The sequence below is a fragment of the Micromonospora inaquosa genome, from assembly GCF_003857055.1.
Taxonomy (GTDB): domain Bacteria; phylum Actinomycetota; class Actinomycetes; order Mycobacteriales; family Micromonosporaceae; genus Micromonospora; species Micromonospora inaquosa.
Genome location: NZ_QGSZ01000372.1, coordinates 1 through 14,144, shown reverse-complemented (window position 1 = coordinate 14,144; position 14,144 = coordinate 1). Strand labels below are relative to the sequence as shown.

Below are 14,144 nucleotides of genomic sequence, written 5' to 3'. Positions count from 1 at the left end.
CGTCAGCCCCGCCGACACCGCCCGTCGCGTCGCTCACACCAACGCCGACCGCGAGTGTTACGGCGACGCCTTCATCGGATCCGGGGCTGCTGACGATCTGTCTGGACCCGCTTCAACTGCCGTTGCTGGACCCGCTGCTCTGCCCGTCTCCAGCCCCCTGATCAGCGTCCGTGCTTTCGGCGTTTTTTCTAGTTCATGGCGCTGAAGTCGGGAACGGTCAGGGTGCCGTCCTCCGCGAGGGTGAAGCCCGGGTTCCAGGCGATCTCCCACAGGTGACCGTCCAGGTCGGCGAAGTAGCCGGCGTAGCCGCCGTAGAAGGTCTCCCGGGCCGGCTTGGTCACCGTCGCGCCAGCCTTGGTCGCGGTGGCGATCACCTCGTCGACCTCAGCCCGGGAGCGGACGTTCTGGGCGAGGGTCATCCCGCCGAAGCCTCGGGTGCCCGGCCCTTCGATGCCGGCGTCTTCGGCCAGCTTGTCACGGCCCCACAGGACGACCGCCAGGCCGCCGGCCTGGAAGAAGACAGTCTCCTCGACCTCCTGGCCCCGCCAGCCAAGCTGCTCGTAGAACGCCTTCGCGCGGGCCACGTCCGCGACTCCCAGGGTGATCAGGCTGATCCGCTGCTCCATGGTCATTAACCTAACGCCGGGAGCATGCTCGCACCCCTCATCCCATAGCAGTGACTGTGCAGGGCTAGGCGGCGATCGTCCGGGCGGTGGCGTAGACGTCGGCGGGTAGGGCGTGGTCAAGGTGCCACAGGACGCGCATGGGTCGGTCGCCGGTGTGCGAGTCGTACGTCATGGTGCCGGCGTAGAGGTACGGCGGCGCGCCCAGGTCGCGATCGGCGATGCGGGTTTCCCGAACGAAAAGGTGCACGGTCGAGCCGCCCGACCTGTAGCGCAGTCCGGTCGCCGACGCCGCCGACGTGGTGCTCTGCGACTCCCACTGGAACAGGGTGTCGGTGATGGCCCGGTCGGCGTACATGGTGGTGGGGGAGTAGTGCGCCTCCGACTTGACCAGGGTGACGAAGAAGAGGTCGGCCTGGGCGTCGGGCAGCCACTTCACCCCCTCGCGCAGTGACCCCGGGTTGGTCATCCCGAAGGCGGCGCACGCCTCGTTGCGGCTGTACCGGGCGTGCACCCGCAACGGCACCGCACCCGCAGCGGCGGTCGGCGTCACCCGGTGGATGCGGTCCCGCAGCACCTCGGCGACCTGCCGCAACTCGGCGCAGCGGGCCGGTTCCTTCCATAGCCGTGCCAGTCGCTCGTCGCGCATTGCGAGGGGGGCGTTCGGCCCCCAGAGGCTGAAGTGCAGCATGTCCAGCAGTCGGCTGTTGCCCGCGTACACCTGCTGACCTGGCGCGGGCGGTCCGGCCGCGACCCGGGTCAGCAGTTCCAGCCGGTCGACGTCGTCGGTGTGCAGCATCCGACCGATGGCCCGGCCCAACTCCCGGTCATCAGGGCCGGGCGCGGACGTTTCGATGCCAGCGAGCCGCCGCAGCCCGGTCCAGCCGCCGATGCTGGCCGACCGGTACACGTCCTCGACCTCCAGGCCGGTCTCGCGCAGGAACGTCGTCAGGCTGACGTCGCCGAGCTGCCGCAGCTCGGTCACCAGGCCGGTCTTCGAGGTGGGCAGCGCGCTCTTCAGGTTGGCGAGCACGACCTCCTTCGCCACCCGGTCCAGCTCGACATGGCAGCCGCTGGGCAGGCTCGGGAAGTCGTCGCGGACCGCCTCGGTGATCGCCCGCCGGCTCACCCCGGTCAGGGCACGCCACCGCAGGTCGAAGCGGAAGTTGGCGTGCTGCCCGCCGATGAAGTCGAGCACCGTGAGGCAGGGCTTGTCGTCGTCGAGGCGCAGACCACGACCGAGCTGTTGCAGGAAGATCGTGGCGCTTTCGGTGGGCCGCAGCATCAGGATCGTGTCGACCATCGGCAGGTCGACGCCCTCGTTGAACAGGTCCACGGTGAAGAGCACCCGCAGCTTGCCGGCCTTGAAGTCCCGCAACAGCGTCTTTTGCGTCAGACGGTCGACCCCCGAGGTGACTGCCGCCGCCGGCACATCGTGCTGGTTGAACCAGGCGGCCATGAACTCCGCGTGCTTGATGCTCACGCAGAACCCGAGAGCTCGCATCCGCCCGACATCCACCTTCTCGCGGACCGCACGCAGCACTGTCCTTGCCCGTGCGTGGTCGGCGGTGTAGAGGGTGGTGAGTTCGGCCAGGTCATAGCCCTGGCCGCGTTTCCAGGTGACGTGTGACAGGTCCACGTCGTCGTGCAGCCCGAAATACTGGAACGGCGCCAACAGTTGCCGCTCCAACGCCTCCCACAGATGCAGCTCAACGGCCGCATGACCGTCGAACCACCGGCGGACGTCGCCGCCGTCGGCTCGGTCGGGCGTCGCCGTCAGCCCCAGGAGTACGCGGGGACGCAACCGCTCCAACAGCCGCGCGTACGTCGGGGCCTCGGCGTGGTGGAACTCGTCCACGATCACCATGTCGTACGCCTCGGGGTCGACCTCCCGGCGGTGCAGCGACTGGATGGAGGCGAAGACGTGCTTCCAGCCGTTCGGCTTCTCGCCAGCGACCAGCGTCTCGCCGAAACTGCCGTCGCCCATGACCTGCCGGAACGTGGACAGGCTCTGCCGCAGGATCTGCTCCTGATGAGCGACGAAGAGCAGCGAGTCCGCCTTGTTACTGCGGTGCAGCCGGCGGTAGTCCAGCGCAGCGACCACGGTCTTGCCGGTGCCGGTCGCCATCACCACCAGGTTGCGCCACCGCCCATGCACCAACCGCTCGGCATCCAGGTCGGCCAGGATCTCCGCCTGGTACGGGTACGGGCGTACGTCGATGTTCGAGATCTCGGTCGGTGACTCATCGCGGCGTTCTCCGGTGAGTGCCTGCCGCAAGCGTTCGGCGTCCCTGACCACGTCGTACGCCTCGAACGCCGGGTCGTTCCAGTAGTCCTCGAACGTCGCCGTGAACGTGTCGATGACGTGTGGCTGCTCGATGTTCGAGATGCGGACGTTCCACTCCACGCCGTCGACCAGCGCGGTCTTCGACAGGTTCGACGAGCCGACGTACGCGGTGGTGGTGCCGTTGCTGCGACGGAACAGCCACGCCTTGGCGTGCAGCCGGGTGGTCCTCGTCTCGTACGACACCTTGACCTCGGCACCCAACTCGGAGAGTCGGTCGAGCGCCCGCTGATCGGTCGCTCCGAGGTAGGTGGTGGTGATGACGCGGACCTTGCCGCCCCGGGCGATCAGGTCGCGGATGGCGTGCTCGACGACGCGCAGGCCGTACCACTTGATGAACGCGCAGAGCAGGTCGACGCTCTCGGCCGACGCCATCTCGTGGTTGACCTCGTGGCCGATGCGGGGCTGGTGACGGCCATTGACCAGCAGCGCGCCGGTGGAGAGCGGAGTGGTGGGGCGCTGCGGGAAGGTGGGCTCCGCGGGTGGGGTTGGTGGGGCGGCGATGGCGTGGAGCAGGTGCTTCGCGTCGGTGACCTGGTCCTGTTCCGTCGCGGCCTTCGGGCTGAGGGCGGCGATGGCGTCGGCGATCTGGTTCGCCAGGTTGACCTGGTGGTGGAGCTTGTTGTCGCCGCTGGGGACAGCCTGGAGGGCGCGGGCGGCCAGGGTGGCGACGTGCCGGGCGAGGGTGGTGTGCGCGTCGGCGAGGTCGAGCTTGTGGTGCTGGATCAGCGCGGGGTCGACGTGCTGGAGCTGGTTGGCCAGCTCGCGAGTGATCAGGTGCTCGTAAACACCCCGCTCAAGATCCGTCATCCTGGCAAGGTAGCCGGCACTCGTGTTGGGATGCTGCCCTGAGTGCGCGTCCAGTTCCCCGTGTCGGGTCATCGACAGAATCCATCCGGAGAAGCGAACGGACTACAACTGCTCAGGACGGGCGCGCCGCCCGCAGCGCCTCGATGACCACGCCCCAACGCTCCGGGCCGTGCGTCGGGTTCAGCGGCTTCCCGTCTGCGACGGCGACGCCGGCAGCGCGCAGCACCGCCAGGTGACCCGCGTAAGCCGGGTGCGCCTCCAGTTCAGTCTTGACGTGCGGGAAGGCAAGGATCGGCAATCCTGCCCCCAGCGATTCGTTGAGGACGCCGAGCGCCAGCGTGTCGTTGATGCCCAGCGCCCATTTCGTCATCGTGTTGAACGTGACGGGCGCGGCCAGCACCACATCGGCTGGCGGGTGCGGCTCGGGGTCGCCGGGCATCCGCCACTCCACGCGTACGAGATAGCCGGTCTTGTCCTGCAACGCCTGACGGTCGAGCCACGGCGCTGCGGTCGGGCTGACGATCATGCACACCTGCCACCCGTCGGTGATCAGGAGGTCGACCAGCTCGTCGATGTGTTCCGCCGGACCCGCGGCGCAGACGACCAGATACAGCACGGGACGTTCCGTCATGCCCGCAGTCTGCCCGATTCGGCAGTCGCGACGTCGAGCGCATACCGATTATGCATGCCGCCCATGATCACCGTGACATGCCGTCGTCCCTGGTCAGCCGCGACAGTCGACGCATGGCCCGGGGCGGGTTCCTTGTCCCGGAGTTGCGCCGGCCCTCAACGGCGCAGCTCCTCCCGCCCGCCCCGGTGCCAGCCCATGAGTCAACGACTTGGAGCCGGCCTGCCCACCGTGATCGACGACGAGTCAGCCCGCGCGAGCCTGGTCGCCGCCTGGGAGTCGGTCGACGTGCGGGCCGCCGCCGACTTCTGGACCAGGACGTCTACCTCTGCGGCCCACCCGCGATACTGGCCAATGCGCGACCGCTGCTGCTCGCCCTCGGCATCCCCACCGCCCGTCTCCACCTGCCCAAAGGCTTCACTCACCGATAGCCGCGCCTTCTCATCCATCGATCAACATGAGACGCTTTATACCTGAGCGTGTTCGTCTCAGTGCGGGGGGTGAGCGACGTGCAGGATGCTGATGGTCCGTCCCGGTGGTCGATCGAAAAGTTCGGGCTGCCGCTGGCAACCACATTGCGTACGGAGATCCCTGCGGCGCTGCGTCGCGCGGTCGAGCTTGCCCAGGACGCCCGTGATGCATCAGAGCTGGACACTGATCATGCGTTCGGCCCGGTCCGGTGGAAGCAGCAGTACGAGGTGCTGCACGAATTTCTGCACGACCTCCCCGATGTGGTGGGTGTGCACCCACCGGGTGCGCAGGTGCGGGTCACCATCTGCCGGGGCCACCTTCTGCTGCCCTGGCGGTACGCCACGCGGAGCGATCTGGACATGCGCGACGCCCGTCCTGGCCGGGACCTCAACCGGCTGATCCGGGACCTGTTGATCCTCTTCGGGCCTGAGCCGAGCCACGAGGAGGTCACTCTGCCGTTGATGCCGCTCACGCCGGAGGAGGCCCGCGACCGCTCACCCCTTCGGGAGGCCGTGGAGCAGTTGACCGACGAGCCGAGGGTGCTGCTCGTCGGCTTCGCCTGCAACTCCGACGAGGGTCTGCTCCGGGTTTCCTGGGGTGAGGCGGCTCTGCTCGGAGGCGCTGACCTCAAGTGGGGCCACGTCGAAGAGCTGCCGGTGGCAAGAGCGTCCGGGTGAACAACGGCCTCCTGCTCCGCGCTGACCCTGCACGACCTGCTACCACGGTCGGCGGATCCGCCTACCGGGGAGTGCCGAAGACCTGCCGGACCCTGAAGCGCTGCTTCGGCACCGGCGGGCCGTGGCACGCATTCGTTGATCCGTTGGGACGCCAGAGCCAGGGCGTGGGACGGCCCGGATTGGTTCCCCGAGAAGCGTGATGCCTGTGAGTCATCATGATGATTCACAGGCATCACGTCCGTCAGGACAACGCCACCCGGAGCCGGGGCCTGCCGGTCGCCCGGCGCGTGGCTGGGAGTGGTCAGGAGTAGGTGTCGCCGAACTCGCGTACCCCGTCGACGTCCAGCGTGATCCGGTCGTTGTCGGTCCACTGGCCGGTGGCGGCGAGCCAGCTCGGGTCGTCGCGTTCGTCGATATCGCTCCAGCTGTGCCGGTGATGCCGGAGCTGGATCGGCCCGGTCGACTGGCCCGGCGCGAGCGTGCCATCGGTGAAGGTCAGCTCCACCCAGCCGGGGACGGGCGTTCCCGGGAGCGGGTAGCCCGGCGGCGCTGGCGTCGTCATCCCGCCCGGCGGCCCGCCCGGCGGGATGAAGAACTGCACGGCCTGCCGGACCCGGTCGCAGCCCAGTACGGCCCAGTCGCAGTTCGGCACCAACGAGGTGTTCGCGCCCTCGAAGCGCAGGTGGTAGCGCACCCGCACCGTGCTCAGGTCCAGTGGTCCGGTGCCGGTGTTGGTCACCTTCAGCAGGTGCTGGATCTGGTTGTTCGTCGGCGACCAGTCCAGGTTGAGGTAGCTGACCGTCGCGCGGCCCGCCGCGGTGCGCACGGTGGTGGTGGGCGAGGTGTCGGAGTAGCCGCCGAGCGCGCGGGCGGCAATCCCGATCCGGTACGTCGTGCCCGGAGCGAGGTCGGTCAGCGTGATCGTGGTGTCGGTCGTGGAGCCGAGGAAACGGTACGTGCTCGGCCCCAGCGGCACCTGCACCTCATAGTTGATCGGCTGCTCCGTGCCGGGCTCGACCCAGGCGGAGGGCGCCCAGCTGAGCGTGAGTTGATGTGGCTCGTTGGTCACCACAGTGGGTGTGCCGGGGGTGCTGATCGCCGGGCCGTCGGCCCGGGCTGCGTTGACGGCGAGCAGGCTCGCCAGCGCGGCGAGGGCGATGGTGGCGGTGACGCGGCGAGCAGGCATAGCCGAATGGTAGGCACAGACATCGATGCCCATGCATCATCCGTCGGTCCAGTGAACGCCGCCGACGAGTCCCAGTCCGCTACGCGACGTAGTCGGCTTGGAGATAATGCCTGGTCGAGGGGCTACCTAGCGTGAACCCGTCATCACGAACGGCCTCGACGTCGGCGGCGCATCTGCCGCCCGCCCGGGCCTCAGACGGGAGAAATACATGCGTACTCGAAACGGAACCCGGCGGTTCGGCGTCCGAGCATCAGTACTCGTGCTCGGTCTTGTCGCGGCCGGAGCGGTGCTCGCCCCGGCGAGCCCGGCGTCCGCCGCGGTCCCCGGGCTGGTGCGGATCACCGCGACCAGCGTCAGCAACTCGGCCGACTTCCACAGCGTCACGGCCACCTGCCCGGTCGGGAAGGTGCTCACCGGCACCGGCTACGAACTCAACGGCGTGACCGGCGAAGGCGTCGTCGATGACCTGCGTCCCAACGGCGGCCCGGCCACCGCCCCGACGGCCGTCACCGTCGGCGCCTACGAAACCGAGGCCTTCGCGGGGAACTGGTCGGTGACCGCGTACGCGATCTGCGCCAACCCGCTGCCCGGCCTGGTCCGGGTCACCACAACCAGCGTCAGCAACTCGACCGACTTCCGCAGCGTCACAGCGACGTGCCCGGTCGGGAAAGTGTTGACCGGGACGGGCTTCGAACTCAACGGCGTGACCGGTGAAGGTGTCGTCGACGACTTCCGCCCCAACGGCGGCGTGGCCACGGCACCGACCGCGGTCACCGTCGGCGCGTACGAGTCGGACGCCACGGCCCTGAACTGGTCGGCGACCGCGTACGCGATCTGCGCCAACCCCCTCGCGGGCCTGGTACGCACCTCAGCCGTGGGGGCCAGCACCTCCCTCGACTTCCGCAGCGTCACGGCGAGTTGCCCCGTCGGGAAAGTGCTGACCGGTGCCGGCTACGAGCTCAACGGGGTGACCGGCGAGGGCATCGTGGACGACTTCCGCCCCAACGGCGGCCCCGCCACCGCCCCGACGTCCGCCGCGTCCGGCGCGTACGAGGAGGACGCTTTCGCCGGCAACTGGTCCGACACGGCGTACGCCATCTGTGCCACACCGTAGAGACCGCTCAGCCGGTGCAGCAGCCCCGCGAACGTGCGAGCCGCTGCACCGGCTGAGTGCTCGGCTCAGGAGCCGCCTTGGCGCTGGATCCGCCCGTCGCCTGAGACCTTGGCCCGGCCCAGGTCGCGTTCGGTGCCGGCCGCGCCGGTCGCGGTACGGCGGTGCCGTTGGTCGGGCGAGTGCTCCACGGGCGAGCCCTGGCGGCCCGGAGCGCCGCTGCCCGAATGCCGCCGGCCTCGTGCCGACTCGCCGCCGCTGTCGTGTTTGTTCTGCTTGTGGCTACCCATGGATCGCGCGTACCCGGTCACTGTGCGGCTAGTCCTGAGCCCTCGTCAGCTCCAATGTCGTCCCGACCGGCTCGGTCCGCTGGGTGGTGGTGATCGGCCCGGTCGACGCTCGCGGGAGCGAGCGGAGTCACGGATTCCAGTAGACGAGGACGCTGGCCTGGTCGAAGCGTCGCTCTTTCAGGTCGGCACGCTGAATCACCCAGTGGATGCTCGCGCCGCCCTGTCTGCCGCCGTGGAACTCGGCCAGCAGAACCCAGTCACCATGGTCGGGTGGCCCACCACCGGGCACCGACCCGTCGTAGCCGGACCGGCCCGAGGGGTTGGCGCCCAACCACGCGGGGTTGAAACCGTTGCAGTCAGTGCCGTAGCCGCCCAACAGCAGCGGCGTCGTCCAGCCTCCGAAGGAGAACGCGCCGTCCGGCACGTCGCGCAGGACGTCCTTCCATACCTCGGTCATTTCTTCGAACGGGGGATCTCCCGGCAGCGGCGGAGACCATGGGGGGCCCGGGATCGTCTTGACGTAGGGCAGAGATATGTCGACCGTGAGGTGCAGATCGCCCGGCGGGACTTCTTCGTAGACCTCGGCGTAATCGTCGTCGTCCGGAGGGAAGTCAGCCGGATACTGCTCACGCTCTTCGACCGCCACCCCTGCCGGCACATACCTGACCTCGCCCCAGCCGCTTTCTTCGGGCCAGCCGAACAGCAGCAGTTGGCCGTCGGACGGCAGTGGAAGGTCGGTCACGTCTGCCGGAAGAGCAGCGCAGTCGATGGTGGCGATCAAGGGGAACTCGGGGTCCCCGGCGTCGGCCGGAAGCATCACGGGCCCACGGATGGCGCCCACGACCGGCCCGTCACCGCCCTGTGTCAGCAGGGCGACGTCCTCGAATCGCCAGACGGGGTGTCGCTGGCGCCCCTGCGGTCGATACCGCGATTTGCCGTCGGCGGGCGGTGCGTGGGAGCGCCCGACCATAGCGTCCGAACCACGGAGTTCCGCGAACGCGCGCTCCGAGGGAGGCGACGGTGCAGACGACCAAAGGTGTGGAGTTACCGGGCGAGCGGGCCCCGGTCGCCGTGAACGTCGACCGCTGGCGGGCGGGGCTACCGCCCGACGCGTGGCCCGAGGGCCTTCCGACGACCGGCGAGCTCTGGCGGCGTGACGTCTTCGCGGTTGCCGACGCGTACCGGGCGGGGGCCGTGAGCCCACGGCAACTACTGACGGCCGTGCTGGGCTGGGCTTACGGATCCATCGGGTACGGCCCGTGGCGCGCCGCCAGGTCGCTCGACGCCGACCCGGAGGGCAAACGCCTGGTGTACACGCTGGAAGAGGTGTCCAGGCCAGCGCCCGATGAGGACGCGTTGGTTACGGCGTACCGCCGCTTCCGCGACCCCGACCACGCTCGCCTGCCCTGGTTGGGGCCGGGCCTGTTCACGAAGGTCCTCTACTTCGCCGGCTACCGACGTGGGGTGGGCGGTGTGCAGCCCCTGATCCTCGACCGTGTCGTGGCCAGCCTGCTCCCGGCCGAGGCGGGTGTCGGCCGGCGTAACGGCTGGTCGTCCGAGGAGTGGTTGGCCTACCTGCGGTGGGCGGCCGAGCAGGCTCAGGTCAGGGGAGTGGAGCCGGACGCGGTGGAGATGGCGGTCGTGCCCGACCGATGAGGTGGCTATCCGCCGGCGTGTAGGCGGGCGTCGAGCGCGTCCAGGTCGGGCACGAACCAGACCTGCCCGCCCTGGTTCGACTCGTGCACCAGAGCGCGCAGCGCCGAGCTGCCCGCCAGCTGGGTCGAGATGTCGCCGACGACGGCCAGCCGCACCCGGTAGTTGACGAACTTCTGCATCACGTCCCCGGCGAAGCGGGTGCCCAGCGAGAAGAAGCGCTCATCGAGTCGGTTGGCTGGCACGGCGACCACCTGGGCACCGAGGAACGCCGCCCCGATCAGGTCCAGCGCATCCTGCTCGGTGGCCACCGGCGGGCCGTCGGGGTCGCAGACCAGCACCGGCACCCCGGCGCGTTCCTGGATCTGGTCAGGCATCGTGGACCTCCCGGTCGAGCAGGCCATTGTCGGCGTTGAGCACGGCGTCGAGCAGGTGCAGCAACTCGGCGGTGGCGGCCGGGTCACCCAGGATGATGATCTTCATTCGGTGGCGTTGTTCGTCGTACACGGTCTGCACCCGCAGCGGGTTGGCCTGGTCGTGACCGGTGTTGGCGCTGGTGAGCACGAGTGTGCCGAGCCGGTCGGCGGCGGCCCGGTCGACGCCGTCGATCTGGACGATGCTCGACACCTCCGCCTGCCTGGCGGCGGTGGAGGCGGCCGGGGCCTGACCGGTGAGCGCGTCGAGATCGCTGGCGGCGATCCGGTACTGCTTGCCGATCCGCACCGCGCGCAGCCGGCCCGAGCGGATATAGCCGCGCACCGTCCGCACGTGCAGCCCGAGCCGGTCAGCGACCTGCTCAACTGAGTACATGTCTTCCGTCATCGTTCCCCATCGTACGTGGATAGGGAAGGTTAGGGACAGGTGGGGTGATTTGTTGGTGAGATCAGCTCGAAAGCGCCCGGTCAAACGCACGCGCTCCGCAAGCCCAGGAGCAGGTCGACCGGCTAACTCGCTCGCGCTGTCGGACGGTTGCAGTACCGTCTGGAAACCATGGAGGCGCGGCGCGGCGACGCCATCATCGGGCGGGATCACCCTGCGGGCCTGTTGCGCGCCGAGTTGGATCGCGCCACCACCAGCCACGGCGGCCTCGTCCTGGTTACCGGCGAGCCGGGCATCGGCAAGACGACCCTCGTCACGTCGGCCGCCCGCGAGGCCCGGCAACGCGGCGCGCTGGTGCTGGGCGCCGCCTGCTGGGATTCCGACAGCGCCCCCGGCTACTGGCCGTGGGTGCAGGTGCTGCGCGGCCTGCGTCGATCCGCCGACGACTGGGCTGTGGCACAACCGGACGCCGAGCCGGCCCTCGCGGCACTGCTCGGCGAGACCGACACCAGCAAGCAGCAGGCCGGCCGGCTCACCAGCTGGGCCGGCGTCGACACGGACAACGGCGACACGGACAGCGTCGACCAGGAGGCGTTCGCGCTGTACGACGCGGTGACCGCCGCACTGGTCGCGGTCTCCCAACAGCGGCCGGTCGTGGTCGTCCTCGACGACCTGCACTGGGCCGACCCGGCCTCACTGCGGCTGCTCAGCTTCGCCGCCCAGCACACCTGGTTCGAGCGGTTGCTGCTGGTCGGCACCTACCGCGACGCCGAGGTCGAGTCGGGCGAGCACCCGCTGCGTCCGCTGCTGATGCCGCTGGTCGCGAAGGCAACCACGATCACCCTCACCGGTCTCTCCCGCGACGAGGTGGCCGCGCTGATGGCACGCACCGCCGGGCGGGAACCCGACGACGACCTCGTCGACGAGGTACACCGGCGCACCGGGGGGAACCCGTTCTTCATCGAGCAGACCGCCCGGCTGTGGCACGCCGACGACGCGGCCCGCACGATCGCACCCGGCGTACGGGAAGCGGTGCTCCTCCGTCTCGCCCAGTTGCCGCAGGCCGTGGTCGAGGCGCTCACCGTCGCCGCCGTGCTGGGCCGCGAGTTCCACCGCCAGGTCCTGGCGGCCTGCGGCGCCGCCCCGGTGACGCAGGTCGACAGGCTGCTCGACCGTGCCGTGAGCGCCCGGTTGGTGGTCGCCGGGGGTGGGGGCCGGTTCGCCTTCGCTCACGACCTGGTCCGGGAGACCCTCTACGACGGGCTGTCCCACGACGAACGGCAGGCGCGGCACGCCACCGTCGTCCGGGCGGTCGACGACCTGCGGGAGCTCACCGATCAGCTGATCCCGGCCGACCTCGCCCGCCACGCCTACCTCGCCGGCCCCGCACTCGACCGCGCCCGGGTGGCCACGCTGCTCGTCGCCGCCGGCCGGGACGCGTTCGCCCGGCTGGCCGCCGACGAGGCGTCGGTGCACTTCCACCGGGCGCTGGAGGTCGTCGAGGACCCGGAACAACGCGTGCGGATCCTCGTCGAGTTCGGTGAGGGGCAACACCACCACGCCGGCCGGGAGGAGTCCGCGGCACTGCTCACCGAGGCCGGGGCGTTGGCTCGCACACTCGACAACCCGGTGTTGCTGGCCCGCGTCGCCCTCATCGTGAACCGGGCCCGCCAGGTGGAGACCGCTCACTCGATCGACGCGGCGGAGTTGGTGCGCGACGCGTACCGGAAACTGATCGGCGAGCCGGAGGCCGCGGCGTCGGTCGGCGCGCTGGTCGCCGACCTGATCACCGCCACCGAAACGATCGCCCGTCGAGGGCAGGACGACGAGGCGCTCACGTTCAGCCTCTGGGCCCGCCACGACACCACCTGGGGGTTGGGCACCGCGACGGCCCGCGCCGCGCTGACCGCCGAGATCCGGGACGTGGCCCGCCGCACGGGCGACCGGCAGACCGAGCTGTGGGCCACATCGCTGCGCTGGGTGGCGCTGCTGGAACTGGGCGACCCGCACTTCAACGAGGAGTTCACCACCTTCGTCAGGGTGGGCCGGCACGGCGACGCCGCCCAGCACCGCATTGCGGCAGCCATCGACAGCGGGATCATCGCCGCTTTCCGGGGTGACTTCGCCGAGGCCGACGAGCGGTTCACGGTCCTCGACGACCACTCCGACCCGAGCCATGCCGAGTTCGGGTTCATGGGCCATCACCTGCGCTGGTCCCGGTTGCTGCTCCAGGGTCGGTTCGCCGAGGCCGACACCCTGCTGGACGCGCTGGCCCCCATCGACTACCCCTACCAGGAGTTGCTGCGGGCGATCACCGCGGCAGAACGGGGTGACGGCGAGACGGCGGTCCGGCTGACCGCCGGCATCGAGGCCGCCGCCATCCGCTACCCGCGTCCGGTGTCGCCGATCTGGCTACGGTTACGCGCGCAGGCCGCCGCCGCGTCCGCGGACCCGCAGCGCTGCGACGACGCACGGGCCGCGCTCGCCCCGCACCGGGGAGAGTGGATGGTGGCGCTCTTCGGCTGCGATGTCAGCGGCCCGGTCGACCACTGGCTGGCCCTGATCGACGCCGCCCAGCAGCGCTGGGACGACGCCATCGCCGGCTTCACGGCCGCCCGTGAGTCCGCCGACCGGCTGGGCGCCCGTACCTGGTCGCTCATCGCCCGTGCTGGTCTCGTGAACGCCCTCGCCGGCCGGGGTCACCCGGGCGACGCCGCGACGGTGACCGCGCTGCGCGCCACCACCGCCCAGCAGGCATCGGCTCTCGGTATGACGCAGGTGCTGCACCGGATCGCGGAACCGACCCGCACCGACGCCGACCGCCCAGGCCAGACCGCGCTGGGCCAGACCGCGCCGGGCCAGACCGCGCCGGTCGTGCCGGCCATCGAGGGGTACGAGTTTCGGCGCGACGGGCCGGTCTGGCAACTCGCGCACGCCGGTGTGGTCGTGCACCTGCCCGACGCCAAGGGGTTGCACGACCTGCACCTGCTGCTCAGCCACCCGGGCAGCGACGTACCAGCGGTCGAGCTGCTCGACCCGGCCGCCGGGCCGGAGCTGGTCGCCGCCCGCCGGATGGGGGCCGACCCGGTCCTCGACGACGAGGCGAAGGCCCGTTACCGGCGGCACCTGGCCCGCCTCGACGAAGAGATCGACCGGGCCGCCGCCCGCGATGACGCCCAGAAGGTGTCCAAGCTGGACGCCGAGCGGGGTGCGTTGCTCGACGAGCTGCGCGCCGCGGCGGGCCTCGCCGGTCGGAGCCGCCGCCTGGGCGACGAGGCCGAACGGGCCCGCAAGACGGTGACCGCGCGAATCCGCGACACGCTACGCAAACTCGACGACCGACACCCGGCACTGGCGAGCCACCTGCGCGATTCCGTCTCCACCGGCACCACCTGCCGTTACCGGCCAGCCGAGCCGCTGCCCTGGCGGCTCTAACGCCACCCACACCCCGCGATCTTGCACTTTCGGTCGCCGCTTCGGGTGGATTTGCCACTCTTGTCGGGACAGCAAGTGCAAGATCGCGGGGTGTGGG

13 protein-coding genes are annotated in these 14,144 nt (G+C 70.2%); 4 read left to right on the top strand and 9 right to left on the bottom strand.

Translation table 11 applies throughout. The features are described 5' to 3' along the window. Positions 1-188: 188 nt before the first annotated feature. From DLJ59_RS33760 to DLJ59_RS33745, 4 genes are all read right to left on the bottom strand, one after another. Positions 189-626: a VOC family protein gene (locus tag DLJ59_RS33760; protein ID WP_124778168.1), complete on the bottom strand. Its 438-nt coding sequence runs from the start codon at positions 624-626 to the stop codon at positions 189-191. A 64-nt stretch (positions 627-690) separates the two neighbouring features. Then, positions 691-3,777 (bottom strand): DEAD/DEAH box helicase, encoded by a 3,087-nt coding sequence (locus DLJ59_RS33755; protein WP_124778167.1) that lies wholly within the window; start codon positions 3,775-3,777, stop codon positions 691-693. A gap of 112 nt (positions 3,778-3,889) precedes the next feature. Continuing rightward, positions 3,890-4,408: a flavoprotein gene (locus DLJ59_RS33750; RefSeq protein WP_124778166.1), complete on the bottom strand. Its 519-nt coding sequence runs from the start codon at positions 4,406-4,408 to the stop codon at positions 3,890-3,892. A 200-nt stretch (positions 4,409-4,608) separates the two neighbouring features. Further along, complete coding sequence (locus DLJ59_RS33745; protein WP_124778165.1) at positions 4,609-4,854, bottom strand: hypothetical protein; 246 nt, start codon at positions 4,852-4,854, stop codon at positions 4,609-4,611. Between the two features lie 60 nt (positions 4,855-4,914). Between DLJ59_RS33745 and DLJ59_RS33740 the strand changes: the two genes are divergently transcribed. After that, entirely contained in the window at positions 4,915-5,553 is a 639-nt protein-coding gene (locus DLJ59_RS33740) for a hypothetical protein (protein ID WP_124778164.1), read from the top strand. A 301-nt stretch (positions 5,554-5,854) separates the two neighbouring features. Here DLJ59_RS33740 and DLJ59_RS33735 read toward each other — a convergent pair whose 3' ends face one another. Continuing rightward, positions 5,855-6,739, bottom strand: a complete 885-nt coding sequence (locus DLJ59_RS33735; protein ID WP_244236375.1) for a fibronectin type III domain-containing protein — start codon at positions 6,737-6,739, stop codon at positions 5,855-5,857. Between the two features lie 208 nt (positions 6,740-6,947). Between DLJ59_RS33735 and DLJ59_RS33730 the strand changes: the two genes are divergently transcribed. Continuing rightward, entirely contained in the window at positions 6,948-7,853 is a 906-nt protein-coding gene (locus DLJ59_RS33730) for a hypothetical protein (protein ID WP_124778162.1), read from the top strand. Between the two features lie 65 nt (positions 7,854-7,918). Here the strand turns inward: DLJ59_RS33730 and DLJ59_RS33725 are convergent, their stop codons facing one another. Next, on the bottom strand, positions 7,919-8,140 hold the full coding sequence (locus tag DLJ59_RS33725; protein WP_124778161.1) for a hypothetical protein: 222 nt from the start codon (positions 8,138-8,140) through the stop codon (positions 7,919-7,921). 127 nt (positions 8,141-8,267) lie between these two features. Beyond that, positions 8,268-8,921: a YwqG family protein gene (locus DLJ59_RS33720; RefSeq protein ID WP_124778160.1), complete on the bottom strand. Its 654-nt coding sequence runs from the start codon at positions 8,919-8,921 to the stop codon at positions 8,268-8,270. 239 nt (positions 8,922-9,160) lie between these two features. On the opposite strand from DLJ59_RS33720, the gene DLJ59_RS33715 reads away from it, so the two are divergent. Further along, positions 9,161-9,796, top strand: coding sequence for an 8-oxoguanine DNA glycosylase OGG fold protein (locus tag DLJ59_RS33715; RefSeq protein ID WP_124778159.1), 636 nt, complete (start codon positions 9,161-9,163; stop codon positions 9,794-9,796). Between the two features lie 5 nt (positions 9,797-9,801). On the opposite strand, the gene DLJ59_RS33710 is transcribed toward DLJ59_RS33715, so the two are convergent. After that, positions 9,802-10,170, bottom strand: a complete 369-nt coding sequence (locus DLJ59_RS33710; protein ID WP_124778158.1) for a DUF4180 domain-containing protein — start codon at positions 10,168-10,170, stop codon at positions 9,802-9,804. Continuing rightward, a complete protein-coding gene (locus tag DLJ59_RS33705; RefSeq protein ID WP_124778157.1) occupies positions 10,163-10,615 on the bottom strand; it encodes a helix-turn-helix domain-containing protein in 453 nt (150 codons plus the stop codon). Before DLJ59_RS33705 ends, DLJ59_RS33710 begins: the two co-directional genes overlap by 8 nt. A 168-nt stretch (positions 10,616-10,783) precedes the next feature. On the opposite strand from DLJ59_RS33705, the gene DLJ59_RS33700 reads away from it, so the two are divergent. Beyond that, a complete protein-coding gene (locus DLJ59_RS33700) occupies positions 10,784-14,047 on the top strand; it encodes an ATP-binding protein (RefSeq protein ID WP_124778156.1) in 3,264 nt (1,087 codons plus the stop codon). Positions 14,048-14,144: the final 97 nt, after the last annotated feature.